This is a genomic window from Streptomyces sp. CA-142005, from assembly GCF_050942335.1.
GTDB lineage: Bacteria > Actinomycetota > Actinomycetes > Streptomycetales > Streptomycetaceae > Streptomyces.
Genome location: NZ_CP192078.1, coordinates 5,895,308 through 5,921,327, shown reverse-complemented (window position 1 = coordinate 5,921,327; position 26,020 = coordinate 5,895,308). Strand labels below are relative to the sequence as shown.

Genomic DNA, 26,020 nt, shown 5'->3' with positions numbered 1-26,020 from the left:
CGCGGTCACCTGGACGCGTTGCCCGGGCATGGCCCGGGCGCGTTCAGACGGACGCGTCTACGTCTACATAGACGCGCGGAACCCGGGTTCCGATCCGCGTGACGATTTCGTACGCGATCGTGCCGCAGGCCTGCGCCCAGTCCTCGGCGGTGGGCTCACCGCGGTCGCCGGGCCCGAACAGCAGGGCCTCGCTGCCCACCTCGGGCTCGTCGCCGCCGAGGTCCACGACGAACTGGTCCATGGCCACCCGGCCGGCGACCGTGCGCCATTTGCCGTCGACCAGCACCGGTCCGGTGCCGGAGGCGTGCCGGGGGATGCCGTCGCCGTAGCCGACGGGGATGAGGCCGAGGGTGGTCGCGCCGGGGGTGACGTAATGGTGGCCGTAGCTGACCCCGTGCCCGCCCGGCACGTGCTTGACCAGCGCCAGCGAGGCGCTGAGCGTCATCACCGGGCGCAGCCCGAAGTCGGCCGGGGTGCCCAGCTCCGGGCTGGGCGAGATGCCGTACATGGCGATGCCGGGGCGGACCAGGTCGAAGTGGGTCTCGGGCAGGGTGAGCGTGGCGGGCGAGTTGGCGATGTGCCGCACCTCGGGGCGCACACCCTGCTCCTCGGCGTACGCCAGCATCTCCCGGAAGCGGGCGAGCTGGGCGGCGACGGAGGGATGGCCGGGCTCGTCGGCGCAGGCGAAGTGGGACCACAGCCCGGTGACGCGGACGAGTCCGTCGGCCTCGGCGCGCAGCGCCTCGCGGACCAGTTCGGCCCAGTCGTCCCCCGGCTGGCAGCCGTTGCGGCCGAGCCCGGTGTCGGCCTTGAGCTGCACGCGCGCGTGGCGTCCGGCCTCCTTGGCGGCCGCGGCGGCCTCCCGCAGGGCCCACATGCCGCTCACCGACACGTCGATGTCGGCCTCGATCGCCTGCCGCCAGGGGCCGCCCGGCACCCACAGCCAGCACAGGATGCGGCCCGGCAGTCCGGCCGCGCGCAGCGCGAGGGCCTCCTCGGGCGTGGCCGTGCCGAGCCAGGTCGCGCCCGCCGCGAGGGCCTCGCGGGCGCACTGCAGCGCCCCGTGGCCGTAGCCGTCGGACTTCACGACGGCCATCAGGGCCGCGTTCGGCGTCCGGGCTCGCAGGGCACGCACGTTGGCCCGCAGGGCGCCCAGATCGATCTCGGCGCGGGCGCGCAGGGGGGCGGTCGGCACAGTCGCAGTCTCACTCATCGCGCCCCCAGTGTCTCAGAGGGCCGTTCGGGCCCCGGTCACAGTCTCGGCTTCCCGGGTCTCAGGTACCCGGCCGCCGTCCCCACACATAGACGCGGTCGCCCTTCTTCAGCACGTCCCACAGGGTGCGCGCGTCGCCGAGCTTCAGATTCACGCAGCCGTAGGAGCCGACGGTGGTGTAGATGCTGCCGTAGACGCCGTGGAACGCCTCGCCGCCGTCGAAGAACTGGGCGTACGGCATGGGCTGGTTGTAGAGGGTGGACCAGTGGTTCTTGTGCCGCCAGTAGACGGTGTGCCAGCCCTTGCGGGTGACGTGCCCCGCGCGCCCGCTCCGCATGGGCACCGGCCCGAACACCACCTGGGAGCCCTTCTGCACCCAGGTGAGCTGGCGGTCGAGATCGACGCAGGCGACCTTGTACGACCGGACGGGGCACTTCTTGGCGGCGTTCGGGTTCTTCCTCGCCGAGACGAGCATCATGGTCGACCAGGTGACGGGTCCGGCGAACCCGATGGCGGGCTTGATCTTGTACGCGATCTGGAACGCCCGGATGGCCTTGCAGTCGGCGGCGGACTGCTTCCCGTCGATCTTCAGCCTCAGCCACCGCTCGACCTGCCGCTGATAGGGCCCGGTCTGCTTGCTGCACGCCACCTTGGTGACGGCGTCGGACAGCGGCACGTACTCGATGAGGTCGTACGCCCCCGGCGCCGCCGCCTTGGGCTCGACGGCGTCCTCTTTGGCACTGGGCGTGTACACCCTCGGCGGCAACGCCTGGTCGGGCGTGTCGATCTGCCACGGCTGCCCGGGCCGGGGCGCGACACCAAGGACGAGTTCGGGGGCGGGGGCCGGGGCGGGGGGCACGGGGGTGGCGGCCGCGGGGCCGGCCGCGCGGGCGCGGGCCGCGGGCACGCCGGCCGCTGGGGAGGCCACGGCGGTGCCGGCCGCCGGGAGGGCCGTCGCGGTGGCGAGCAGCACCGCGACACCCCTGGACGCGATTCGTCTGCTGATCATGCGATCAGCCAAGCGTGGGGCTCCGCCGGATCGGTGGTGCCGCGCGGGAGGATCACCCGGGGGACGGACCTGGATACGTCGGTCGTCGGCCGGGCGCGGGTATGAATCGGGGCGGGTTCCGTGGGGGCGGGAACGGCTGTCCGGGTGCGGGTGCGTGGAGGCGGGGTTCCGTCAGGTGACGGCTGACGTTCGGGCGCGGGTGTGTGTCGGGGCGGGTTCCGTGGGGGCGGAAACGGCTGTCGCCCCGGGTGCGGGTGAAGGGCTGGTCACGCAGTTCCCCGCGCCCCTTCGGGCGCTGCCCCGCCGTAACAGCGGCCCGACCGCCGCCCAGCCGCGTCGGCAGGCCGGACCCCGTCGGCTACAGCGCGTGCACGTCCCTCCACGCCTGCGGGATCCGGTCGGCCACGTCATGTGCCCCCACCGGTGCCCCGTCCGAGGCGAACCGCCCGGCCAGGCCGTGCAGATACGCCGCCGCGCTGCCCGCGTCCAGGGCCGGGAGGCCCGAGGCCAGCAGCGACCCGGCGAGGCCCGAGAGCACGTCCCCGCTCCCGGCCGTCGCCAGCCAGGACGTCCCCGTGGCGTTCATCCGCACGGCCCCGCCCCCGGCCTCGGCGACCAGGGTCGTGGACCCCTTCAGCAGCACCGTCGCCCGGTACGCCGCCGCCAGCTCCCGCACCGCGGCCAGCCGGGCCCCCTCGACCTCCTCCCGGCGCACGCCGAGCAGCGCGGCCGCCTCCCCGGCGTGGGGGGTCATGAGCGTCGGCGCCGTACGCCCGCGCACCGCGTCCCGCTCGGCGAGCCGCAGCCCGTCCGCGTCGATCAGCACCGGCACGTCCGCCCCGAGCACCTCGGCCACGGTCACCGCGTCCTCCCCGGCCCCCGGCCCGACCACCCAGGCCTGGACGCGCCCCGCCTTCGCCGGCCCCCGGTCGGACACCAGCGTCTCCGGGAAGCGGGCGATGACCGCCTCCCCGGCCGGCCCGACGTACCGTACGGCCCCCGCACCGCCCCGCAGAGCGCCGGAGACGGCGAGCACGGCGGCGCCAGGGTAGCGCGCGGACCCGGCGGCGATGCCGACCACACCCCGCCGGTACTTGTCGCTCTCCGCGGCCGGCACCGGCAACAGCCGTGCCACTTCCGCGTGTTGCAGGGCCTCCAGCTCGGCCTCGGCGGGCAGTTCGAGACCGATGTCGACCAGCCGCACCACCCCGGCGTACTCCCGCCCCGGGTCGATCAGCAGCCCCGGCTTGTACGTCCCGAAGGTCACCGTCAGATCGGCCCGGATCGCGGCGCCCCGCACCTCCCCGGTGTCCGCCTCGATCCCACTCGGCAGGTCCACGGCCACCACGGCGGCCCGCGACCGCTCGGCTACCTGGGCCAGCGCCTCGGCCTCGGGCCGCAGCCCGCCCCTGCCGCCGATCCCGACGATCCCGTCCACGACGAGGTCGGCCCGCTCGATCAGCCCGTCGGCGGCACCGGCCGGGGCGACCGTGCCCCCCGCCCGCCGCAGCGCGGCCAGCCCACCCGTGTGCGCCCGCTCGGGCGTCAGGAGTACGGCCGTTACCCCGGCCCCGCGCCGGGCCAGCCGCGCCCCCGCGTACAGCGCGTCCCCGCCGTTGTCGCCGCTGCCGACGAGCAGCACCACCCGACTGCCGTACACCCGTCCGAGCAACTCGGCGCAGGCGGCGGCCAGTCCCGCGGCGGCCCGCTGCATCAGCGCACCCTCCGGCAGCCGCGCCATCAGCGCCCGCTCGGCCGCCCTTACCGTCTCCACGCTGTACGCATTCCGCATGGCACCGAGTCTGCCCCGGAACGGCCGTCACCCACACCCGGGCGCTCAGCCCTCGGCGACCACCACGGCCGAGGCGACGCCCGCGTCATGGCTGAGCGACACGTGCCAGGACCGCACGCCCAGCTCCGCGGCCCGCGCGGCCACGGTGCCCACCACCCGCAGCCGGGGCTGTCCGCTGTCCTCGACGTACACCTCGACGTCGGTCCAGTGCAGTCCGGGCGGCGCCCCCAGCGCCTTCGCCAGGGCCTCCTTGGCGGCGAACCGGGCCGCGAGCGAGGCGATCCCGCGCCGCTCCCCGCTGGGCAGCAGCAGCTCCCGCTCCACGAACAGCCGATCGGCCAGCCCGGGCGTCCGCTCCAAGGACGCGCGGAACCGGTCGATCTCGGCGACGTCGATCCCCACTCCGATGATGCTCATGCCGGGCAGCCTACGAGCGAGGCCCCGGCGGACCCGCCCACCTGCCGAAATCCGGCTGCCGCGCCGGGCTCGTGCCCTCTACGCTCCGTCCATGACGTCGTCGCAGGCCTATCTCTCCGAACTCTTCTCGCTGCACGGCCGTGTCGCCGTGGTGACCGGAGGCAGTTCCGGCATCGGCCGGGCCATCACCGGGGCGCTCGCGCGGGCGGGCGCGAGCGTGGTGGTGGCCGCCCGCACGAAGGAGCAACTGGAGAAGACCGTCGATGAGTTGACGGCCGACGGGTGCCGAGCCGCCTGGATCACGGCGGACCTGAGCACCCGTCACGGCGTGCGCGCGGCGGCCGAGGAGGCGGCCGGTGTCTTCGGTGAGCCGGACATCCTCGTCAACTCCGCCGGCGTCAACCTGCGGCCGCCGATGGGCGAGCTGGGCGAGGACGTGTGGGACACCACCATGGCCGTGAACCTGGAGGCACCGTTCCTGCTGGGGCAGCGGTTCGGGCCCGGCATGGCGGAGCGCGGCTTCGGCCGGATCATCCACATCACCTCCCAGCAGGCGCACCGCGCCTTCGTGCAGAGCGGCGCGTACGGCGTGTCGAAGGGCGCGCTGGAGTCGCTGGCCCGCTCGCAGGCCGAGGCCTGGTCGCCGTACGGCGTCACGGTCAACACGCTGGTGCCGGGGTTCGTGATGACACCGCTCAACCAGCGGCTGTCGTCCGACCCGGAGAAGGTGGCCGCCCTGGCCGCCCGCACGATGACCGGCCGCAACGGCCTCGCCGAGGACTTCGAGGGCGCGGCCGTCTTCCTCGCAAGCCGCGCCTCCGCCTACGTCACAGGCCAGTCGATCTTCGTCGACGGCGGCCTGTCGGTCCATTGAGCCGCCGCCCGGTGCCCGCGGACCACCCCGAGGCACTGCTCATCGGCGGCCGTGCGGGGGTCGGCAAGACGACCGTCGCCTGGGAGGTCTCCGCGGTGCTGCGCCGCGCGGCCGTCGCGCACGCCGTGGTGGACGGGGACTTCATGGGCCAGGTGCACCCCGCCCCCGAGGGCGACCCCCTCCGCAGCGGGATCACCGAGGCCAATCTGACCGCCGTGTGGGCGAACTTCGCCGCCCGCGGCTACCGGCGCCTGATCTACACGAACACCGTCAGCGTGCTGCCCGCGGCGACCGGGATGTTCGAGCGGGCGATGGGCGGCGGTGTGCGGATCGTACGGGTACTGCTCACGGCGACCGACGCCACCGCCCGGGAGCGTCTCGTCCGGCGGGAGATCGGCTCGGAACTGGAGGAGGAGCTGGCCGGCAGTGCGCACAAGGCCCGGCTGCTCGACCGGGACGCGCCGGCGCACGTCGTGCGGGTGCCGACGGACGGGAGGACCGTCGCGGACATCGCCGAAGAGGTGCTGGCCGCCACCGGTTGGGGCGGCCGGCACCTCTCCTGACCCGCGGGCGGTGCTACTCCACCGTGACCGACTTCGCCAGGTTGCGCGGCTGGTCGACCTCGTTGCCGCGGGCGGTGGCCAGCTCGCAGGCGAAGACCTGGAGGGGCACGGTGGCCACCAGCGGCTGGAGCAGAGTGGGGGTGGCCGGGATGCGGATCAGGTGGTCGGCGTACGGGACCACCGCCTCGTCGCCCTCCTCCGCGATCACGATCGTGCGCGCCCCGCGGGCCCGGATCTCCTGGATGTTGGAGACGATCTTGTCGTGCAGGACCGAGCGGCCACGCGGCGAGGGGACGACGACCACGACCGGCACGTCCTCCTCGATCAGCGCGATCGGACCGTGCTTCAGCTCGCCCGCCGCGAAGCCCTCGGCGTGCATGTAGGCGAGCTCCTTGAGCTTCAGCGCGCCTTCCAGCGCGACCGGGTAGCCCACGTGCCGGCCGAGGAAGAGGACCGTGTTCTTCGACGCCAGGCTCCGGGCCAGCTCGCGCACCGGCTGCATCGTCTCCAGGACCCGCTCGACCTCCACCGAGATCCGCGACAGGTCCTTGATCACCACCTGGATCTCGTCGCCCCACTTGGTGCCCCGCACCTGACCCAGATACAGCGCCACCAGGTAACAGGCCACCAGCTGGGTCAGGAACGCCTTCGTGGAGGCCACGGCGACCTCCGGCCCGGCGTGCGTGTACAGCACCGCGTCCGACTCGCGCGGGATCGTGGAGCCGTTGGTGTTGCAGATCGCCAGCACCTTGGAGCCCTGCTCGCGGGCGTGCCGCAGCGCCATCAGGGTGTCCATGGTCTCGCCGGACTGGGAGATGGCGATGACCAGGGAGCGGCCGTCCAGGATCGGGTCCCGGTACCGGAACTCGCTGGCCAGCTCCACCTCGCAGGGGATACGCGTCCAGTGCTCGATGGCGTACTTGGCGATCAGGCCGGCGTGGAAGGCCGTACCGCACGCGACGATGACGACCTTGTCGATCTCCCGCAGCTCCGAGGGCGAGATACGGACCTCGTCCAGCGTCAGCGAGCCCGACGGGTCGATACGGCCCAGCAGCGTGTCGGCGACCGCCTTGGGCTGCTCGGCGATCTCCTTGAGCATGAAGTAGTCATAGCCCCCCTTTTCCGCGGCGGAGGCGTCCCAGTCCACGTGGTAGCTGCGGACCTCGGCCGGGCGGCCGTCGAAGCCCGTCACCGTCACGCCGTCGCGGCGCAGCTCCACCACCTGGTCCTGGCCCAGCTCGATCGCGGAGCGCGTGTGGGCGATGAACGCGGCGACGTCCGAGGCCAGGAACGCCTCACCCTCTCCGACGCCCACCACCAGCGGCGAGTTCCGCCGCGCGCCGACGACCACGTCCGGCTCGTCGGCGTGCACCGCGACCAGCGTGAACGCGCCCTCCAGCCGCCGGCACACCAGCCGCATGGCCTCCGCGAGGTCCCCGCAGGAGGAGAACTCCTCGGCGAGCAGATGGGCGACGACCTCGGTGTCCGTCTCGGAGGTCAGTTCGTGGCCGCGCTCGGCGAGTTCGGCCCGCAGGACCGCGAAGTTCTCGATGATGCCGTTGTGGACGACGGCGACGCGCCCCGCGTTGTCCAGATGCGGATGGGCATTGGCGTCGGTCGGCCCGCCGTGCGTGGCCCAGCGGGTGTGGCCGATGCCCGTCGAGCCCGTCGGCAGCGGCCGTTCGACCAGCTCCTTCTCCAGGTTGACCAGTTTCCCGGCCCTCTTCGCCGCGGCCAGTCCGCCATCGGCCAGCACGGCGACACCCGCCGAGTCGTAACCCCGGTACTCCAGCCGCTTCAGCCCGGCCATCACGACATCGAGCGCCGACTGTGGCCCTACGTATCCAACGATTCCGCACATGGGCCGCAGCCTACGACCCGGGAACGCTCCGAACTGGCCTCCACCTGCCCGAAATCGGAAATTCCCACCGTCGTACGAAGGCCGCACCGGGCGGGGCGGCCGGTCGCGCGGGCGTGACGGACCCCACCCGCCGCCTCGTTCAAACTCCGTTAACAATGGACTGTGATCTCACCGGTCTCCTCGATGCCCCGGAGCGCCCACCGGCACAGGCCGGAGGCGACTCCCTACGTCGACCTCACCCGCGCCGAGTGGAGCGCGCTGCGCGACAAGACGCCGCTGCCGCTCACCGCCGAGGAGGTGGAGAAGCTGCGCGGTCTGGGCGATGTGATCGACCTGGACGAGGTGCGGGACATCTACCTCCCGCTCTCCCGGCTCCTCAACCTCTACGTCGGCGCCACGGACGGCCTCAGAGGCGCGCTGAACACCTTCCTCGGCGAGCAGGGCTCCCAGTCCGGCACCCCGTTCGTCATAGGCGTCGCCGGCTCGGTCGCCGTGGGAAAGTCCACCGTCGCCCGGCTCCTCCAGGCCCTGCTCTCCCGCTGGCCGGAACACCCGCGCGTGGAGCTGGTGACGACGGACGGCTTCCTGCTGCCCACCCGGGAGCTGGAGGCGCGCGGCCTGATGTCGCGGAAAGGCTTCCCCGAGTCCTACGACCGCCGGGCCCTGACCCGTTTCGTCGCCGACATCAAGGCGGGCAAGGACGAGGTCACGGCCCCCGTCTACTCCCACCTCATCTACGACATCGTCCCGGACCGGAAGCTCATGGTCCGCCGCCCCGACATCCTGATCGTCGAGGGCCTGAACGTCCTGCAGCCCGCCCTGCCCGGCAAGGACGGCCGCACCCGCGTCGGCCTCGCCGACTACTTCGACTTCAGCGTGTACGTCGACGCGAGCGCCGAGGACATCGAACGCTGGTACCTCAACCGCTTCAAGAAGCTGCGTCAGACCGCCTTCCAGAACCCCGACTCGTACTTCCGCAAGTACACCCAGGTCTCGGAGGAGGAGGCCCTCGACTACGCCCGCACCCTCTGGCGGACCATCAACAAGCCCAACCTGGTCGAGAACATCGCCCCCACCCGCGGCCGAGCCACCCTCGTGGTCCGCAAGGGCCCGGACCACAAGGTCCAGCGCCTGAGGCTGCGCAAGCTGTAGGCACGCTCACACTGCCGGCGCAGGAGTGGCCGCGGGCCAGGCAGTGTGAGCGTACGGCCGAGCGGGGCGGCTAGACGAAACGGGTCACCGTGGAGCCGGCCTCCGCCACGGCGGAGGCCGGGGTGGTGAACGCGGTGACGGCGAGCCCCGCGGCCGGGGCCGGACCGGCCAGCCGCCGCACAGTGCTGCTCAGGTCTTCATGACTGTTTCCTCTCCCGTCGAGTCGAGAGCCGCGCGCTGCGGTCTCTCGACGGGAGGTCACACAGTCAGTGACCCGGCCTGCACTCTTTGTTACTCGGTGCGGCCCCGGGTCAGCCCAGCGCCGACTTCACGGCATCGGCCAGCCGCCCGGCGACGGACCGCGCCTGATCGATGTCCGCGGCCTCGACCATCACCCGCACCAGCGGCTCGGTCCCGGAAGGCCGCAGCAACACCCGCCCGGTCTCCCCGAGTTCACGCTCGGCCTCGGTCACGGCGGCGGCGAGCTCCGCCGACGTCCGCACCCGGGACTTGTCCACGTCCGGCACGTTGATCAGCACCTGCGGCAGCCGCTCCATCACGGACGCCAGCTCCCGCAGCGTACGGCCGGTCTCGGCGACCCGAGCCGCCAGCAGCAGCCCGGTCAGCGTGCCGTCACCGGTGGTCGCGTGGTCGAGGATGATGACGTGCCCGGACTGCTCGCCGCCGAGGGCGTACCCGTGCTCCTTCATCTCCTCCAGGACGTACCGGTCGCCGACGGCCGTCTGGATCAGCCGGATCCCGGCCTTCTCCATCGCCAGCTTGAAGCCCAGGTTGGACATCACGGTGGCGACGACCGTGTCGGCCCGCAGCGCGGAGCGTTCCCGCATGGACAGTGCCAGCACGGAGAGGATCTGGTCGCCGTCGACCTCCTCGCCGGTGTGGTCCACGGCCAGGCACCGGTCGGCGTCGCCGTCGTGCGCGATGCCGAGGTCGGCGCCGTGCTCGACCACCGCGGCCTTGAGCTGGTCCAGGTGGGTCGAGCCGCAGCCGTCGTTGATGTTCAGACCGTCCGGCTCGGCGCCGATCGTGACGACCTGGGCGCCGGCCCGTGCGAACGCCTCCGGCGAGACCCCCGAGGCCGCGCCGTGCGCTTCGTCCAGGACGATCCTCAGTCCGTCGAGCCGGTTCGGCAGGACGGAGAGCAGGTGGCCGACGTACTGCTCGAAGCCCTCGTCGTACGAGCGCACGCGGCCCACGCCCGCACCCGTCGGCCGCTCCCACGGCTCGCCGTGCCGGTGGGAGTCGTACACCGCCTCGATCCTGTCCTCCAGCTCGTCGGCGAGTTTGTGGCCGCCGCGGGCGAAGAACTTGATGCCGTTGTCCGGCATGGCGTTGTGGCTGGCGGAGAGCATCACGCCCAGGTCGGCGCCGAGCGCGCCGGTCAGATGCGCCACCGCGGGCGTCGGCAGCACACCGACGCGCAGCACGTCCACGCCGGCGCTGGCCAGGCCCGCGACCACGGCCGCCTCCAGGAACTCCCCGGACGCCCGCGGGTCCCGACCGACCACCGCCGTCGGCTTGTGGCCCTCGAAGGTGCCCGCCTCGGCCAGCACGTGGGCCGCCGCAACGGACAGGCCGAGCGCCATCTCGGCCGTCAGGTCCGCGTTGGCGACACCGCGCACGCCGTCCGTGCCGAAGAGTCGTCCCACTTGTCCTCCTGAGGAAACTGCGATCACACAAGCCGTTGAGCGGCTGAGCGTCTCGTGTCGTTATACGCCCTTGCCTGGGATAAACGAACGCCCCGACGGCACATGTGGCGTGCCGCCGGGGCGTTCGGAGTACGAGCAGGCGACGCTTAGCGCTTGCTGTACTGCGGAGCCTTGCGGGCCTTCTTCAGACCGGCCTTCTTCCGCTCGACCGCACGGTCGTCGCGCTTGAGGAAGCCGGCCTTCTTCAGCGGGCCGCGGTTGTTGTCGACGTCGGCCTCGTTCAGGGCACGGGCGACACCGAGGCGCAGGGCACCGGCCTGACCGGAGACACCGCCACCCGCGATGCGGGCGATGACGTCGTAACGGCCGTCGAGCTCGAGCACCTTGAAGGGCTCGTTGACTTCCTGCTGGTGCACCTTGTTCGGGAAGTAGTCCTCGAGGGTGCGACCGTTGATCTTCCACTTGCCGGTGCCCGGAACGATCCGGACGCGGGCGATGGCGTTCTTGCGGCGGCCCAGGCCGGCGGCCGGCTGGGGCTCGCCGAAGCGGGAGGCCAGGGACTCCGAGGTGTACTCGCCCTCGACGGGGACCTCGGACTCGGTGGTGTAGCTCTCGATGTCGATCTCTTCGATCGGCTGCTCGGCAGTGGTCTCGGCCACGATTCTCCTCAGATTCTCTTCAGTCTTAGGGGGTGGCCGGACTTACTGCGCGACCTGGGTGATCTCGAACGGCACCGGCTGCTGGGCAGCGTGCGGGTGCTGGTCGCCCGAGTAGACCTTCAGCTTCGTGAGCATCTGACGGCCCAGGGTGTTCTTGGGGAGCATGCCCTTGACGGCCTTCTCGATGGCCTTCTCGGGGTTCTTGGCGAGCAGCTCGTCGTAACGGACGGAGCGCAGACCACCCGGGTAGCCGGAGTGGCGGTACGCCATCTTCTGGGTCCGCTTGTTGCCGGAGAGGTGCACCTTGTCGGCGTTGATGATGATGACGAAGTCACCAGCGTCGACGTGCGGCGCGTAGATCGGCTTGTGCTTGCCCCGGAGGAGGGTCGCTGCAGTGGTGGCGAGACGACCCAGGACAACGTCCTGAGCGTCGATGACGTGCCACTGGCGCGTCACATCGCCGGGCTTGGGGCTGTACGTACGCACGGTTCGTAGCCTTCGCTTCGAGTGAATGGTCCTGAACAGGTCACCGAAACGATCACGACAGCCTTGACCGCACGGCGGCGACGCAAACCGCGTACGTGGGGTCGCTGGTCATCGGCCCGGTGGACCGGTGTAAGGGCCCGTCCCGTGAGAATGAGCAAGCCAATACACAACGAACAAGCAGAATACCGGGGTCGTCGGTGAGGGTCAAAACGACCGAGCGGCGTGCTCACCCCCGCCCCCCGTCTAAGATGCGCCCCATGAGTTACGGGCAGGGGGGACCCCAGTCTCAGTGGGATCCCTGGAAACCGCATTCCCAGCAGACCTGGAACAGTGGCGGTGACGACGGGACCCCGGACTGGGCGGCGCTCGCCGAGGCCTCGGAGACCCGCAACAAGCGTCGCAAGCTGCTGTTCGTGGGCGCCGGCGCCGTCGCCACGATAGCCGTCGGCACGGCCGTGGCCATGGCCGTCGTCTCGGCGAACAACGACACGAGCGCGTCGGGCGGTCCCACCGACCTGCCCGCCAGCGCCTCGGTGCCCAGCGGCTCGGCCACGCCGTCCTTCGCCTCCACCAGCGCCCCGCCGCCGCTGGACCCGAGGGACTTCATAGCCAGCGCCAAGAAGGACACCGCCCCGCTCAGCGCCGACACCCTCTTCCCGGGCACCCAGCTCACCATGGGCGACACCGTGTACAAGAAGGGCGCCACGGCCGACACCACGAACTGCGCCTCCGCCGCCAGCGGCAACCTGCCGAAGATCCTCACCGCGGGCGGCTGCACCCGCATGATCCGCGCTACCTACACCAACGGCGGCATCGCGATCACCGTCGGCGTGGCCGTCTTCGACGACCAGGCGCAGGCCACGAAGGTCAGGAAGCAGGCCGCCAAGAAGGCCGTGGTGCGCTCCCTGCCCGGCAAGGGCGTCAAGAACTTCTGCAACGCCGCGGTCTGCCTGACGACCACGAACGCGGCCGGCCGCTACGCCTACTTCACCACCGGCGGCTTCCTCGACGGCAAGAACGTCACCAACAAGGACACGAAGGTCTTCCGCGCCGGCACCGACCTGCAGCAGTTCACCTTCAACCAGATCTACCGCCGCGGCCAGGCCCAGGCGTCGGCAGCGGCCAACGGATGACCCAGGCGGGTCAGCCTCTCCCCCGAACACCGGTCGTCCCACCACGAACACCCGGGGGAACCGGCCCATGCCCCGACACCGCACCATGAGCCACCACCCGCGAACGACCACGGCGGCCCCCGACGCGAGCGGGCGCACGCTCACCCCCCGGGGCATCGACGCACCCCGGCGGACCGCCAAGCCCCCTGCCCCCGTCGCCCGCGCCACCCTCCACGACGACCGGACGGACACCTGCCGCGCCCTCGACGTCGAGGGCGCAAGCAGCGGCGCCCTGGCCATCTCCCTGGCGCGCCGCAGCGACGACGGCACCGCGGCCCACAGCCCCCTCCGCATCCGCCAGAACACCGGACGCAGCACGCTCGCCCCGTCCGCCACCGCTCCGGGGGCGAACGTCGACGCAGGCCCGAGCCCCGTCGCCACCGCCCACCACGACCGGACCGACACCTGCCGCACCCTCGGCGTCGAAGGCGTCACCAGCGGTGTCCCGGCCTTCGCCGTCCCGCTCCTCTTGAAAGGCGTGTGACGCCGTGCGTATGCGAGGGCGTGTCGGGCTGTTGGGGGCCGCGGCGGGAGTCGCGTTGGGTGGGCCGGCGGCGGTGTGGGCCTGGTCCGAGTGGGCCGGGGGCGACGGACGGGCGCCGGTGCTCGTGCCCGGTGATCTGCGGCATCGCGATCCGCACGCCACCCCCGCCGCCCGCCTGGTGTACGCGTTGCTGGCCGGGCTGGAGAACGACGCGCGCCGGGGCCGGGCGAGCCGGACCGTGATCGGGCAGCACGTGGAGCTGCACAACGAGCGGTACAACGCAAAGTACGGCGACTTTCGGGGCACCAAGCAGCCGGGCTACTACTACCGCAAGGTCCGGGACATCACCGGCCGCCTGCCCGGCTTCGTGGAACTCGACCTGGGGCCGGGGTACGGGCAGCCGGGCTGGGCGGTGGGTGAGGCACGGTCCTATTCGCGCGCCTGGCCGAGCTGCCGCCGCATGTGGGGCTACGCCGAGGACGCCGTCGACCTCGCCGTGGGCGTGTGGGCAGGGCTGCCCCGCCCGGCGGACGGCTCGTACCGCCCCTCCGGCACGCACACGGAATGCGCCTCCGGCACGGAGGTCATCCTGCCCGGCAACGGCGGAGCCCCGGCGGGCATCGTCGGGTTCTCCTTCCACCAGCCCTTTCCGGGCAGTCCGGTCAAGGGCTTCGCGCAGACTCTGTGTCGCAACTCGCCCGCCGCACAGGATCCCGGCTGGTTCGGCCGGGTGATCACCGAGGGCACCGCCGAGCACGGGGCCCTGCTGCACGACCTGGACTATCTCGCGGACCACCTGGGCTACCTGGCGGCCCGGGGCGTACCGGTACTGCTGCGGCCGTACCACGAGATGAACACGAAGCCCGGCCACGGCTTCTGGTGGGCGGGGCAGGACCCGGCCGCATACCGGAGGCTGTGGCAGCTGACGCACGACTACCTGGTGCACCGCCGGGGCCTGCACAACCTGGTCTTCGTCTGGGCCCCGAACTCCTGGGACGGCTCCTACGGCACACCGCCCAGCCGCTACTACCCGGGCGGGGCGTACGTGGATGTCGTGGGCGTCGACGACTACAGCGGAAGTCCGGAGCGGCCCTACGGGAGCGGCGCCTGGACGGAGGTCTGGTACCGGGGTCTGGAGCAGTATGCACGGCCCCGGATCGTCGCCGAGTCCTTCCACGTGCCCCTCAACGGGCACCAGCCGCATGCCCTGTCCCGCACACCGTGGGTGCTGTGGACGGTGTGGGGGCAGGCGCTGACGTACGACAACGTCGGTGAGCCGCGGCACAAGAACGCCGCGGCCGACGTGAAACGGACGTACGCGTCTTCCCAGGTGATCACCGCCGAAGAGTGGCGGTCGCACCTCAAGACGGCACAGGAGCACAAGCCGCCACTTGGTTAATTTTTAAACACACCTCCTCCACACTATTTCCTTACCTCGCACATGCGTGTAAGGATCAGTCATCTGTTCGGCCAGTGGTTTGGGCGCCTGGGGGGGCATCTGAGCGGCGAGTGGCCGAGACGCCGAAGAAGGCGTCGGGGGGCAGGAAACCCGTAGTCCATGTCGTGGTGCGCGCCGTCGCGCCACGACCACGATGGCTGCTGCCTCGACGCGCCGTCCGATCTCACGGGGAGTTCCGCAGTCGTCATGGCATCGACACTGGTCGACGGGGGGATGTCGCATTCGCGGCACAGCACCAAGCTGGCGAAACGTACCGCCGCATGGAAGCCGGGCATCCTGCCGTTCCTGATCCCGCTGGTCCTGCTGACCGCCTTCAGCCTGTGGTCGTACACACCCAGTCACTCGCCACTGGCCTGGTTGATCACCATCTGCTGGGCCCTTCCAGTGCCCGGGGTGCTCGTCTCCGTCCAGGGTTTCGTGCTCATCCGCCGCCGGCTCCGCAAGGCCCATCTGATGACCCCGCCTGCCCTGGTCGAGCAGGACTTCCTGGTCGTGCTCGTGCCCACCATCGGGCGCCACGACACTTACCCGGCCCTGGAGCGCTCGGTCCTCTCCTACGTGGAACACATGCCGGAATGGTTCCCGTACATGCGCGTGGACGTCCTCACCGAGGAGGGCTGCGAGGCCGCCCAGCGGATCGACGAACTGGCCGCCAGTAGCCCCCTGATCCGCGTGGTCACGGTCCCGAAGGCCTACCAGACCAAGAACGGCACCCGGTTCAAGGCCCGCGCCAACAACTACGCCCACGAGCTGCGCATCGAGGAGGGCGAGGCTCTCGACAACGTGTGGGTCCTGCACATGGACGACGACACCGGTGTCGGCCCCGACACCTCGGCGTCCCTCGCCCAGTTCATCAACCGCCAGCGCCGCGCGACCCCCGAAGAGGTCAAGCACATGGCGCAGGGCATCCTCACCTACCCGCGCGAGAACGCGGTGAGCCTGCTCACCTGGTTCGCCGACGCCATCCGCCCCGCCGACGACATCGCACGGTTCCGCGCCTTCACCGGCCTCGGGACCCCGGCCGCCGGCGTGCACGGCGAGCTCCTCGTCATCCGCGCCTCCATCGAGGCCGAGATCGGCTGGGACTTCGGCCCCAAGGAGATCGTCGAGGACGCCCGGCTGGCCCTGACCTTCTGCCGCCTCTACCCGGGCCGCAGCGACTGGTTCAACGGCCGCTGCTACGGCGCCTCGCCGGCCAACACCAAGGACTTCATCAAGCAGCGCGAGCGCTGGGCCTGGGGCCTGGTCGCCCTCTGCTTCAACCGCAAGGTGCCGCTGCGTTATCGCTGGTTCCTGACCGTCTGTGTGACCAGCTGGATCCTCGGCCCGCTGCAGCACGTCGGCACGATCCTGTTCGTGGCCTGGTTCATCGGTGACATGAACACCTCGCCGGTGACCCAGTCGGTCGTTCTGCTGTGGTCGATCAGCTTCGCCTATGTGATCTGGGCGTACTGGGAAGGGCTGCGCCTCAACGCGATCGCGTCGGTGAACGGCAGACGCAAATGGTGGGAGCCCATGGCCGTCCTCCTCCTGCTGCCCTTCTTCTCTCTCATCGAAGGGATCGGCGGCATCAAGGGCCTGTGGAAGTTCATCCGCCGCGAGGAGAACAAGTTCGTCGTCATCGCCAAGCCCGCCTGACCGGAAGAGATCACACAGCCATGAAGCGCGCACGCCTGCCCATGCTCGCCGTGCTCCCCGTCACCGTCATCTCCTTCGTGATCGCGGTCCCCTTCGTGCTCGGCGACCACCCGCTGCAGTGGTCCTCGGGCTCGCTCGTGCCGCACCTCGTGCTCGACGGCAAGGAACCCACCCGGCCGGCCGGCACCAAGGGCGGCGACGGCAAGACCTCCGCGGCCCCCTCGCCGAGCACCGAGATCGCCAAGGTGGACAAGGAGTGGAAGAAGGGCATGCCTCAGTGGGGCGCCCAGCTCTACTGGGAGGACAACCCCAAACACTCCTTCACCTATGTCGAGAAGCAGGCCCGGCTGCACGCGAACTACCTGGTCGGGCTGCATGCCAACTCGGTCAGCGTGTCCTTTCCCTTCTTCACCGGGACCCGCTCGTCGACGAAGATCAGCCGAGGCGCCAAGACTCCGACGCCCGAACGGCTCGCCCAAGTGCTGCGGATCTTCCACGAGGCCGGGCTGCGCACCACCCTCCGGCCCCTCATGGACGAGCACTCCCTGACCGCGGAGAACGGCTGGCGCGGCAACATCAGGCCCGCCGACCGCGACGCCTGGTTCACCTCGTACGAGAAGTTCCTCACTCCGTACCTGAAGGCCGCGGACAGCGAGAAGGCGGCCACCTTCGTCATCGGAACAGAGCTGAACTCCCTGGAGGGCGACCCGCACTGGGACAGTGTCGTGACCAACGCCGAAAAGCTGTTCGGCGGCGAAGTCGCCTACGACGCCAACTACGACGCATACGTCCGCGGCCCGGTGACCATGCCGGTCACCCACCTCGGTGTCGACGCCTACTTCCCGGTCAAGGTCGGCGACGACGCCTCGGTGGACACGCTGGTCAACGGCTGGAACAGCTGGCTCGACAGGAAGTCCACCGGCCCACTACCCAAGATCACCATCGCCGAGGCGGGCATCGGCGCGATGCACGGCGCCTACCACGCCCCCGGCGACTTCTACACCAAGCGCGCGGTCAACCCCCAGGTGCAGGCCAACTGGTACACCGCCGTCTGCCGGGTCGTCCAGGAACGGCATATGAGCGGCGTCTACTGGTGGTCGATCTACTTCGACGACGATCCGAACACCAAGCCGGACGACAGGGTTGCCTCCCGGCTCGACTTCGCCGGACGCCCCCTCACCGAGAAGGCCATCAAGTCCTGCTTCACCTCCGACTACGCGGGACCCGGGACCGCCACCACAAGCTGACCGCGGAGGCAATCATGCAAGAAGCCATCATCCTGGTGGGCGGCAAGGGAACTCGCCTGCGCCCGCTGACGAACCACACTCCGAAGCCGCTGCTCAACGTCGCGGGCTCCTCCTTCATCCGGCACCAGATAGCCAGACTGATGGACGCAGGCGTCGAGCACGTGGTGTTCGCCACCTCCTATCTCGCCAGCCTCTTCGAAGAGGAGTTCAAGGACTTCTCGCAGGATCTGGAGATCTCCTACGCCGTCGAGGAAGTCCCACTCGGCACCGGCGGGGCGATCCGCAACGCCGCGCGTCTCCTGCGCGGCGGTCCGGCGGACGGGCCGGTCCTCATCCTCAACGGCGACATCCTGACCGGCCTGGACCTGGGCGCCATCCTGGCGCGGCACAAGGACCGGGAAGCGGATGTGACACTGCATCTCACCCGGGTTCCCGACCCACGCGCCTTCGGTCTCGTCCCCACCGACGAGGCCGGCCGGGTGCTGTCCTTCCTGGAGAAGCCCAAGACGCCGGAGGAATGCGTCACCGACCAGATCAATGCCGGCTGCTACGTCTTCAGCCGGTCCGTCCTGAGCGCCATCCCGGCCGACCGCGAGGTGTCGGTCGAACAGGAGACCTTCCCGGAGCTCGTCGCCCAGGGGCGGCGCGTGTTCGGCCACACCACGGAGGACTACTGGCGCGACCTCGGTACGCCGCTGGCCTTCGTCCACGGCTCCGCCGACCTGGTCACCGGCAAGGCGACCTCCCCCCTCGTGGCGGGGCCGGTCGAGGCGCTGATCCATCCCACGGCCGTCGTCGACCCGACCGCCCGCGTCACGGGCGGCTCGACCGTCGGCCCGCACGCCGTCATCGGTCCGCAGGTGGTCGTCGAGCGGTCCATCATCGGCCGCGGCGTCACTCTGGCCGAGGGTGCCCGGATCCACGAGTCGGTGGTGGACCACGACTCATCCATCGGCCGCGAATCGTTCCTCCACGAGGCCGTGGTGGGCTGCCACTCGCACGTCGGCGCGCAGAACGAGCTGCCCGGCCGACTGCGGCTGTCGTGCGGCATCCGCATTCCCGCCCGAGGGGTGCGCGTCAGCGGTACCGCTGTCGCCTGCCCGACGGTCCACTGAAGTCACCGGCCAGCCCGGACAGTTACTGGAGAACCGTGACCCGCCATCGCTCAACGGCCGCACAGACGGAGCGTCTTCGCAAGTACCGGCCGGACATTCAGGGCCTGCGTGCCGTCGCCATCATGATGGTCGTCACCATGCACTGCGGCATCATCGACATCCACGGCGGCGTGGACGTCAGCTTCGTGCTCAGCGGCTTCCTCATCGGCAGCCAGCTCCTGGCCGAGATCGACAAGACCGGCAAGGTGTCCCTGAGCAAGTTCTGGGCCCGCCGGATGCGGCGGCTCGCCCCGGGCATGGCCGTGGTCGTCATCACCACGGCGACCGTGGCCTGGCTCTACGCCAGCCCTCTCAGGTTCCGCGACACCATGAGGGACGGCCTCAGCGCGGCGCTCAGCTTCATGAACTGGCGCCTCGTCGAGACCGGCACCGACTACTTCGCCAACGACGGCACGCAGTCCCCGTACCAGCACTTCTGGTCGCTGGGCATCGAGGAGCAGTTCTACGTCGCCGCCCCGATCGTCCTCGTCGTCACGGTCTGGCTGTCCCGCAGGCTCTTCCGCAACCGCGCCCTGGTGGCGCTGTTCCTGACGGCCCTGATCGGCGGGTCGCTGTACCTGTCCGTCAAGGAGACCGCCGAGAACCAGCCCCTCGCCTACTTCGGCACCCAGACCCGTATCTGGGAACTCGCCTCGGGCATCCTGCTCGCCCTCGGCGCACCGCTGCTGTCCCGCATGAACCAGGGGCTGGCCACCGTCATCTCCTGGCTGGGCCTGGCCACCACGATCGGCACCGCCCTCCTCATCACCAAGGAGACACCTCTGCCGGGGTACGCGGTGGCCGGCCCCGTGCTGGGGGCTTGCCTGATCATCGCCGGCGGCTGCGCCAATCCCCGCCTCGGCGTGGAGACGATCCTGCACAACCCGGTGACCAACTACGTCGGAAACGTCAGCTACGGCTGGTACCTCTGGCACTGGCCGATCCTGATCCTCTGGCCGGACGTGGTAGGCCGGGACATCACCTACTCGGACCGCTTCCGGGTGCTGTCCCTGTCGTTCATCCTGGCCGTCCTCATGTACTACGTCGTGGAGCTGCGCTTCAGGAACAACGCGCAGCTGGTGGCGACCCCCTGGAAGGGCATCTTCGCCGGCGGCACGGCCACCGCGGGAGCGGCTGCGGCCACGGCCTGCGCCATGTTCATCCCGCTCAACCTGGCCACCTCGGCCTCGGCCGCCGACGGGGACGCCGGTGGGTACGCCGGCGAGGCCTCGGTGAAGAAGGCCGTGCTTCAGAAGGAGCTCTCCGCGACCGCGCAGAGCGCTCTGCCGGGCTCCCCCAAGGACATGACCCACTACGGCTGCATCGACAACACCGACGTCAAGAAGTTCGTCATGCGCGAGAACTGCGTCATTGGCGACAAGCAGGGCAAGAGCTCGATCGTCGTCATCGGGGATTCCCACGCCTGGCAGTGGGGCGACGCCTTCGACGCCCTCGGGAAGTCGCTGCACGTGAAGGTGGTGACCATGGCGAAGGGCGGCTGCTCCCCCGAGGTCTACGCCATCAAGAACCCCGAGCTGAACCGCGAGTACTCCGAGTGCGACAGCTGGCGGACGTCGGCGTTCAAGAGCATCCGGGACCTCAAGCCCGACGTCATCGTCGTCACCAGCCGTATCCGGCGCGAGGTGACCGAGTCCGGTGCCGAGCAGGCCTTCAAGGTTTTCGAGGCCTCCGGCGCCGAACTCGTCTACATCACGGACACACCTCAGCCGGGCAGGAACGTACCGGACTGCCTCGCCACTCACATCCACGACGTCTCCGCCTGCAACCCCACCGAGGACAAGGCCGTCGAGTACCGTGACCTCCGCGCCGTGGAGCAGAAGGTCGCCGAACGCCATGGCGCCCAGGTACTCGACGCCCTGCCGGCGTTCTGCGCGGACAACGTCTGCCCGACGGTGATCGCCGGCCAGATCGTCTACTTCGACGCCAGCCACATGACGGCGGGCTACGCCAAGTCGCTGGTGCCCTTCCTCAAGCCAACCCTGAAGCAGGCACTGGCCGGCTGATCCCTCAGACGGTCCGCACCCGTACCCGGCGCGCCTGCCGCTGCCTCTCCAGGAGCTGGTCGGCCGCCGGGTAGGCGACCTCTTCCAGGGTCAGCCCGTGCGGGCGGACGACGTGGACGGCGCTGTCCCTGACGCCCGCCTCGAGGACCCGCCGGGGCCACTCCACATCGCGGTGGCCGTCGCCCACGAACAGCAGCGCGCCGACCATGGAACGCACCTGGTTGTGGCAGAAGGCGTCGGCGCGGACCTCGATCTCCACGATGCCGTCCGCGCGCCGGGTCACGCCGAAGTCGAGGATCTCGCGGATCGTGGTCGCGCCCTCGCGCTTCTTCGCGTACGCGGCGAAGTCGTGCTCGCCGACCAGTGATGCGGCGGCGTCGTCCATCACGGCGACGTCCAGGGGCCAGTCGTGCCACAGGACGTGGTTGCGGAGCAGGGGGTCCACTCCCCCGGGGTTGTCGGTGACGCGATACACGTAGCGCCGCCAGATCGCGGCGAAGCGGGCGTCGAAGCCGCTGGGCGCCTCTCTGAGTGCCCACACCCGTACGTCCTTGGGCAGCCGCCCCGCGAGCCGCTTGAGCAGCTTGCCGCTCTGCTCGGCCCAGACCGCCCGGGGCAGATCGACGTGGGCGACCTGTCCTCGCGCGTGCACCCCGGCGTCGGTGCGCCCGGCCACGGTCAGGTCATACGTCTCCCGCGACCGCGTCACCGTACGCAGCGCGTCCTCGATCTCCGCCTGTACGGTCCGCCTGCCGCCGGCCTGCTTGGCCCAGCCGTGGAAGTCGGTGCCGTCGTAGGAGATGTCGAGGCGGATACGGACGCAGCCGGGCTGTACTTCACTCACCCTCAGATCCTCTCAGGTACGCAAAAGCGGGCCCGCCCGGTGAAGGGCGGACCCGCTCAGAAGGCAGAGCCTCAGGCCTCCGTCGACTCCTCGGCGGGAGCCTCGGCGGCGTCCTCGGCCTTGGTCTCCTCGACCTTGGCCTCGTCGGCCTCCTTGACCGCACGCTTGGTGGCGGCCTCGGCCTCGCCCACGGCCTTCTGCTGCACCGTCAGCGCCTCGACCAGCTCGATGACGGCCATGGGCGCGTTGTCGCCACGGCGGTTACCGATCTTGGTGATGCGGGTGTAGCCACCCGGACGGTTCTCGTACCGCGGGCCGATCTCGGTGAAGAGCGTGTGGACGACGCCCTTGTCCGTGATGACCTGGAGCACCTGGCGGCGGTTGTGAAGGTCGCCCTTCTTCGCCTTGGTGATCAGACGCTCGGCGTACGGGCGCAGGCGGCGGGCCTTCGCCTCGGTGGTGGTGATACGACCGTGCTCGAACAGCGACTTCGCGAGGTTCGCGAGGAGCAGCTTCTCGTGCGCGGCGCTGCCGCCCAGACGGGCACCCTTGGTGGGCTTCGGCATTGTTCTTCTCCTGTGTGTCTGCCCCGGCCGTGTCAGGTACCGGGGTCAGTATCCGAGCAGACGGTTGTCTGTCGGAGATCCGGGTGCCTGTCGCCAGGCACCCGGAAGTGGGTCACGCCCAGTACCGGATCAGTACTGCTCGGTCTCCACGAAACCCGCGTCCGCGTCGTCGTCGGCGCCGAAGGCGTCGGCGGCGGCGGTCGGGTCGAATCCGGGCGGGCTGTCCTTCAGGGCCAGGCCCATGCCGGCCAGCTTCGCCTTGACCTCGTCGATGGACTTCGCACCGAAGTTGCGGATGTCCAGCAGGTCGGCCTCGGAGCGGGCGACGAGCTCACCCACGGAGTGGATGCCCTCGCGCTTGAGGCAGTTGTAGGAGCGGACCGTGAGCTCCAGCTCCTCGATCGGCAGCGCGAGGTCGGCGGCCAGGGCGGCGTCCGTGGGGGACGGGCCCATGTCGATGCCCTCGGCGTCGATGTTCAGCTCGCGAGCCAGACCGAACAGCTCGACCAGGGTCTTGCCGGCCGACGCCATGGCGTCACGCGGACGCATGGCCTGCTTGGTCTCGACGTCGACGATGAGCTTGTCGAAGTCGGTGCGCTGCTCGACACGCGTGGCCTCGACCTTGTACGTGACCTTCAGCACCGGCGAGTAGATGGAGTCGACCGGGATACGGCCGATCTCCTGGCCCACCTGCTTGTTCTGCACGGCGGAGACGTAACCGCGGCCACGCTCGACCGTCAGCTCCATCTCCAGCTTGCCCTTGCCGTTGAGCGTGGCGAGGACCAGGTCGGGGTTGTGCACCTCGACACCGGCCGGGGGCGCGATGTCGGCGGCGGTGACCAGACCCGGGCCCTGCTTGCGCAGGTACATCACGACCGGCTCGTCGTGCTCCGAGGAGACGACCAGCTGCTTGATGTTGAGGATCAGGTCGGTGACGTCCTCCTTGACGCCCGGCACAGTGGTGAACTCGTGCAGGACGCCGTCGATGCGGATGCTGGTGACAGCAGCGCCGGGGATCGACGACAGGAGGGTACGGCGCAGGGAGTTGCCGAGGGTGTAGCCGAAGCCCGGCTCCAGCGGCTCGATCACGAACCGGGAGCGGAACTCGTCGACGACCTCTTCGGTCAACGAGGGACGCTGAGCGATCAGCATGTGTGGATCAGATCCTTCATTCGTGGACGCCCGCTATTTGACGTCCGACGGAAACCGCACCCCGTGAAAAGTGCGGGTACTGCAAGGGTACGGGCGGTACGACCCTTACGGAGCCGTACCGCCCGGAACCTACGGCCAGACGAAGCTGCCAGGCGTCAGACGCGGCGGCGCTTCGGCGGACGGCAGCCGTTGTGCGGGGTCGGGGTGACGTCCTGGATGGAGCCGACCTCGAGGCCCGTGGCCTGCAGGGAGCGGATCGCGGTCTCACGACCGGAACCCGGGCCCTTCACGAACACGTCGACCTTGCGCATGCCGTGCTCCTGGGCGCGGCGGGCGGCCGACTCGGCGGCCATCTGCGCGGCGAACGGCGTGGACTTCCGGGAGCCCTTGAAGCCGACGTGGCCGGCGGAGGCCCAGGAGATCACGTTGCCGGACGGGTCCGTGATGGAGACGATCGTGTTGTTGAACGTGCTCTTGATGTGCGCGTGGCCGTGAGCGACGTTCTTCTTTTCCTTGCGGCGCACCTTCTTGGCAGCGCCCTGACGTCCCTTGGGGGGCATCTACTAACTCCTACGGGAGGTGGTCGGTCCTACAGCGAAGACCGTGGACAGGTGTCCGCTGCGGACTACTTCTTGCCCGGCTTCTTCTTGCCGGCGATGGCGCGACGCGGGCCCTTGCGGGTACGGGCGTTGGTGCTGGTGCGCTGACCGCGGACGGGCAGACCGCGACGGTGACGGAGACCCTGGTAGCAGCCGATCTCGACCTTGCGGCGGATGTCGGCCTGGATCTCGCGACGGAGGTCACCCTCGGTCTTGATGTTGTTGTCGACGTACTCGCGGATCGCGACCAGCTGCTCTTCGGTCAGGTCACGAACGCGGGTGTTCGGGTCGACGCCGGTCGCAGCCAGCGTCTCCTTCGAGAGGGTCCGGCCGATGCCGAACACGTAGGTGAGGGCGACCTCCACGCGCTTTTCGCGCGGGATGTCAACACCGGAAACGCGTGCCATTCAATGGCTCCTGGTGATCTTCGGAGGTCTTCCGCAGAACCGGTTCCCAGCCGCCGTGTCAGGTACGAACTGGGTCCCCGGCCTCCGAACCGGGGGTGTCGAGCTGGTTGGCTCGGGTCCTGCGTATGAACATATTCAGCTCGCGTCGCGCGAAACTCTGCGATGGATGCAGAGGGATCGGTCGTGCGTCAGCCCTGGCGCTGCTTGTGGCGCGGGTTCTCGCAGATGACCATGACCCGACCGTGACGGCGGATCACCCTGCACTTGTCGCAGATCTTCTTGACGCTCGGCTTGACCTTCATTGGATTGAGGTTCTCCGGGTCAGTGCCACCACCCCGCGGGAGCGGGATGCGGGCAAGATCTACTTGTACCGGTAGACGATCCGGCCACGCGTCAGGTCGTAAGGAGACAGCTCCACCACGACCCGGTCGTCAGGGAGGATGCGGATGTAGTGCATACGCATCTTGCCGCTGATGTGTGCCAGGACCTGGTGGCCGTTCTGGAGCTCGACCTTGAACATCGCGTTCGGAAGAGACTCGACGACAGTGCCCTCGATCTCGATGGCACCTTGCTTCTTGGCCACGCTTCGCCCTTCGAATCGACTACCTTGATCGACTCACGTCGCACTCTCAAGCATGCAGGCATGAGGGTGCACAAGAGCCGACGAGTCAGTCTACGTCGGAGCACCGTGAAAGGCGAATCGGGGAAGTCTGCCCCACGCGGGAGATCACTATGCGAGCGGATCGGGAGCGGCGGTGATGCCGTACTCGGCGAGCTTGGCCTTGCCGCCGTCGGGGGCGGTGAGGACCAGGGGCCCCTCCGCCGTCAGCGCGACCGAGTGCTCCCAGTGCGAGGACCAGGTGCCGTCGGTCGTGATGACCGTCCAGTCGTCGGAGAGGACCTCGGTGCGCGGGGTGCCGAGGGAGACCATCGGCTCGATCGCGAGGCAGAAGCCGGGCACCAGCTTGGGGCCCTTGCCGCGGCGCCGGTCCACGTAGTTCAGCAGATGCGGGTCCATGTGCATCTCGGTGCCGATGCCATGGCCGCCGTAGTCCTCGATGATCCCGTACTTGCCGCCGCCCGGCTTCGGCTGGCGGCGGATGTAGGTCTCGACCGCGCGGGAGATGTCGACCAGGCGGTTGCCCTGCTTCATGGCCGCGATGCCGGCCCACATCGACTCCTCCGTCACCCGGGAGAGCTCGATCAGCTCCGGAGCGTGACCGGAGCCCACGAAGGCCGTGTAGGCCGCGTCGCCGTGCCAGCCGTCGACGATCGCGCCGCAGTCGATGGAGATGATGTCGCCGTCCTTGAGGACGACGTCGTCCGAGGGGATGCCGTGGACGACGACGTCGTTCACGGACGTGCAGATGGTCGCGGGGAAACCGCCGTACCCCAGGAAGTTCGACTTGGCGCCGTGCTCGGCGAGAACCTTGCGGGCGACCTCGTCCAGATCCTTGGTGGAGGCGCCGGGCACCGCGGCCTCACGGGTGGCCGCGTGGATGGCGGCTACGACCAGGCCCGCCGCACGCATCTTCGCGATCTGCTCGGGCGTCTTGATCTGCACCATGGGGGGCCTGC

27 protein-coding genes are annotated in these 26,020 nt (G+C 70.1%); 10 read left to right on the top strand and 17 right to left on the bottom strand.

Features of this window, described 5'->3' with window-relative positions; all coding sequences use genetic code 11:
* Window positions 1–43 precede the first annotated feature (43 nt).
* The 4 genes from alr to ACQPXS_RS27815 form a co-directional block, all read right to left on the bottom strand.
* Window positions 44–1,213: an alanine racemase gene (alr, locus tag ACQPXS_RS27830; RefSeq protein ID WP_433451951.1), complete on the bottom strand. Its 1,170-nt coding sequence runs from the start codon at window positions 1,211–1,213 to the stop codon at window positions 44–46.
* 61 nt (window positions 1,214–1,274) lie between these two features.
* Window positions 1,275–2,222 carry a L,D-transpeptidase family protein gene (locus tag ACQPXS_RS27825; protein ID WP_433451950.1) on the bottom strand — a complete coding sequence of 316 codons (948 nt, stop codon included), beginning with the start codon at window positions 2,220–2,222 and terminating at the stop codon, window positions 1,275–1,277.
* A gap of 358 nt (window positions 2,223–2,580) precedes the next feature.
* A complete protein-coding gene (locus ACQPXS_RS27820; RefSeq protein ID WP_433451949.1) occupies window positions 2,581–4,014 on the bottom strand; it encodes an NAD(P)H-hydrate dehydratase in 1,434 nt (477 codons plus the stop codon).
* 45 nt (window positions 4,015–4,059) lie between these two features.
* Entirely contained in the window at window positions 4,060–4,431 is a 372-nt protein-coding gene (locus tag ACQPXS_RS27815) for a holo-ACP synthase (RefSeq protein WP_433451948.1), read from the bottom strand.
* A 91-nt stretch (window positions 4,432–4,522) separates the two neighbouring features.
* Here ACQPXS_RS27815 and ACQPXS_RS27810 point away from each other — a divergent pair, with 91 nt between their 5' ends.
* Together ACQPXS_RS27810 and ACQPXS_RS27805 are read left to right on the top strand one after the other, a co-directional pair.
* A complete protein-coding gene (locus tag ACQPXS_RS27810) occupies window positions 4,523–5,305 on the top strand; it encodes an SDR family NAD(P)-dependent oxidoreductase (protein WP_433451946.1) in 783 nt (260 codons plus the stop codon).
* Between the two features lie 11 nt (window positions 5,306–5,316).
* Complete coding sequence (locus ACQPXS_RS27805; RefSeq protein ID WP_433451945.1) at window positions 5,317–5,868, top strand: hypothetical protein; 552 nt, start codon at window positions 5,317–5,319, stop codon at window positions 5,866–5,868.
* Window positions 5,869–5,881: 13 nt separating this feature from the next.
* Here the strand turns inward: ACQPXS_RS27805 and glmS are convergent, their stop codons facing one another.
* Entirely contained in the window at window positions 5,882–7,729 is a 1,848-nt protein-coding gene (gene glmS, locus ACQPXS_RS27800) for a glutamine--fructose-6-phosphate transaminase (isomerizing) (RefSeq protein ID WP_356302221.1), read from the bottom strand.
* A 183-nt stretch (window positions 7,730–7,912) separates the two neighbouring features.
* On the opposite strand from glmS, the gene coaA reads away from it, so the two are divergent.
* Window positions 7,913–8,881: a type I pantothenate kinase gene (coaA, locus tag ACQPXS_RS27795; RefSeq protein WP_433455968.1), complete on the top strand. Its 969-nt coding sequence runs from the start codon at window positions 7,913–7,915 to the stop codon at window positions 8,879–8,881.
* Between the two features lie 70 nt (window positions 8,882–8,951).
* Here coaA and ACQPXS_RS27790 read toward each other — a convergent pair whose 3' ends face one another.
* The 4 genes from ACQPXS_RS27790 to rplM all read right to left on the bottom strand — a co-directional run bounded on the left by ACQPXS_RS27790 (window position 8,952) and on the right by rplM (window position 11,696).
* Window positions 8,952–9,143 (bottom strand): hypothetical protein, encoded by a 192-nt coding sequence (locus tag ACQPXS_RS27790; RefSeq protein WP_433451943.1) that lies wholly within the window; start codon window positions 9,141–9,143, stop codon window positions 8,952–8,954.
* 49 nt (window positions 9,144–9,192) lie between these two features.
* Entirely contained in the window at window positions 9,193–10,551 is a 1,359-nt protein-coding gene (gene glmM / locus ACQPXS_RS27785; protein ID WP_433451942.1) for a phosphoglucosamine mutase, read from the bottom strand.
* Between the two features lie 146 nt (window positions 10,552–10,697).
* Window positions 10,698–11,210 carry a 30S ribosomal protein S9 gene (gene rpsI / locus ACQPXS_RS27780; protein ID WP_228621210.1) on the bottom strand — a complete coding sequence of 171 codons (513 nt, stop codon included), beginning with the start codon at window positions 11,208–11,210 and terminating at the stop codon, window positions 10,698–10,700.
* Window positions 11,211–11,252: 42 nt separating this feature from the next.
* Complete coding sequence (gene rplM / locus ACQPXS_RS27775) at window positions 11,253–11,696, bottom strand: 50S ribosomal protein L13 (protein ID WP_189978663.1); 444 nt, start codon at window positions 11,694–11,696, stop codon at window positions 11,253–11,255.
* 257 nt (window positions 11,697–11,953) lie between these two features.
* Between rplM and ACQPXS_RS27770 the strand changes: the two genes are divergently transcribed.
* The 7 genes from ACQPXS_RS27770 (at window position 11,954) to ACQPXS_RS27740 (ending at window position 20,874) form a co-directional block, all read left to right on the top strand.
* A complete protein-coding gene (locus tag ACQPXS_RS27770) occupies window positions 11,954–12,829 on the top strand; it encodes a hypothetical protein (RefSeq protein WP_433451941.1) in 876 nt (291 codons plus the stop codon).
* A gap of 67 nt (window positions 12,830–12,896) precedes the next feature.
* Window positions 12,897–13,352: a hypothetical protein gene (locus ACQPXS_RS27765; protein WP_433451940.1), complete on the top strand. Its 456-nt coding sequence runs from the start codon at window positions 12,897–12,899 to the stop codon at window positions 13,350–13,352.
* A gap of 55 nt (window positions 13,353–13,407) precedes the next feature.
* Entirely contained in the window at window positions 13,408–14,751 is a 1,344-nt protein-coding gene (locus tag ACQPXS_RS27760; protein WP_433451938.1) for a glycoside hydrolase family 26 protein, read from the top strand.
* Window positions 14,752–14,997: 246 nt separating this feature from the next.
* Window positions 14,998–16,449: a glycosyltransferase family 2 protein gene (locus ACQPXS_RS27755; protein ID WP_365321493.1), complete on the top strand. Its 1,452-nt coding sequence runs from the start codon at window positions 14,998–15,000 to the stop codon at window positions 16,447–16,449.
* A gap of 20 nt (window positions 16,450–16,469) precedes the next feature.
* Window positions 16,470–17,696 (top strand): glycoside hydrolase family 113, encoded by a 1,227-nt coding sequence (locus tag ACQPXS_RS27750; RefSeq protein WP_433451937.1) that lies wholly within the window; start codon window positions 16,470–16,472, stop codon window positions 17,694–17,696.
* Window positions 17,697–17,710: 14 nt separating this feature from the next.
* Window positions 17,711–18,811, top strand: a complete 1,101-nt coding sequence (locus ACQPXS_RS27745; protein ID WP_433451936.1) for a sugar phosphate nucleotidyltransferase — start codon at window positions 17,711–17,713, stop codon at window positions 18,809–18,811.
* A 35-nt stretch (window positions 18,812–18,846) separates the two neighbouring features.
* Window positions 18,847–20,874 carry an acyltransferase family protein gene (locus ACQPXS_RS27740; protein ID WP_433451935.1) on the top strand — a complete coding sequence of 676 codons (2,028 nt, stop codon included), beginning with the start codon at window positions 18,847–18,849 and terminating at the stop codon, window positions 20,872–20,874.
* 4 nt (window positions 20,875–20,878) lie between these two features.
* Here ACQPXS_RS27740 and truA read toward each other — a convergent pair whose 3' ends face one another.
* The 8 genes from truA to map form a co-directional block, all read right to left on the bottom strand.
* Window positions 20,879–21,718: a tRNA pseudouridine(38-40) synthase TruA gene (gene truA, locus ACQPXS_RS27735; RefSeq protein ID WP_433451934.1), complete on the bottom strand. Its 840-nt coding sequence runs from the start codon at window positions 21,716–21,718 to the stop codon at window positions 20,879–20,881.
* A 71-nt stretch (window positions 21,719–21,789) separates the two neighbouring features.
* Window positions 21,790–22,284 carry a 50S ribosomal protein L17 gene (gene rplQ, locus ACQPXS_RS27730; protein WP_351802175.1) on the bottom strand — a complete coding sequence of 165 codons (495 nt, stop codon included), beginning with the start codon at window positions 22,282–22,284 and terminating at the stop codon, window positions 21,790–21,792.
* Between the two features lie 129 nt (window positions 22,285–22,413).
* The gene (locus ACQPXS_RS27725) at window positions 22,414–23,436 is read right to left on the bottom strand and encodes a DNA-directed RNA polymerase subunit alpha (protein WP_003966937.1); all 1,023 of its coding nucleotides are present in this window, start codon (window positions 23,434–23,436) and stop codon (window positions 22,414–22,416) included.
* A 155-nt stretch (window positions 23,437–23,591) separates the two neighbouring features.
* Window positions 23,592–23,996: a 30S ribosomal protein S11 gene (rpsK, locus tag ACQPXS_RS27720; protein ID WP_003956432.1), complete on the bottom strand. Its 405-nt coding sequence runs from the start codon at window positions 23,994–23,996 to the stop codon at window positions 23,592–23,594.
* A 65-nt stretch (window positions 23,997–24,061) separates the two neighbouring features.
* Window positions 24,062–24,442 carry a 30S ribosomal protein S13 gene (gene rpsM, locus ACQPXS_RS27715; protein ID WP_023547369.1) on the bottom strand — a complete coding sequence of 127 codons (381 nt, stop codon included), beginning with the start codon at window positions 24,440–24,442 and terminating at the stop codon, window positions 24,062–24,064.
* 188 nt (window positions 24,443–24,630) lie between these two features.
* Complete coding sequence (rpmJ, locus tag ACQPXS_RS27710) at window positions 24,631–24,744, bottom strand: 50S ribosomal protein L36 (protein ID WP_003998809.1); 114 nt, start codon at window positions 24,742–24,744, stop codon at window positions 24,631–24,633.
* A 59-nt stretch (window positions 24,745–24,803) separates the two neighbouring features.
* On the bottom strand, window positions 24,804–25,025 hold the full coding sequence (gene infA / locus ACQPXS_RS27705; RefSeq protein ID WP_003948620.1) for a translation initiation factor IF-1: 222 nt from the start codon (window positions 25,023–25,025) through the stop codon (window positions 24,804–24,806).
* A gap of 147 nt (window positions 25,026–25,172) precedes the next feature.
* Window positions 25,173–26,009: a type I methionyl aminopeptidase gene (gene map / locus ACQPXS_RS27700; protein WP_351802177.1), complete on the bottom strand. Its 837-nt coding sequence runs from the start codon at window positions 26,007–26,009 to the stop codon at window positions 25,173–25,175.
* Between the last annotated feature and the right edge of the window lie 11 nt (window positions 26,010–26,020).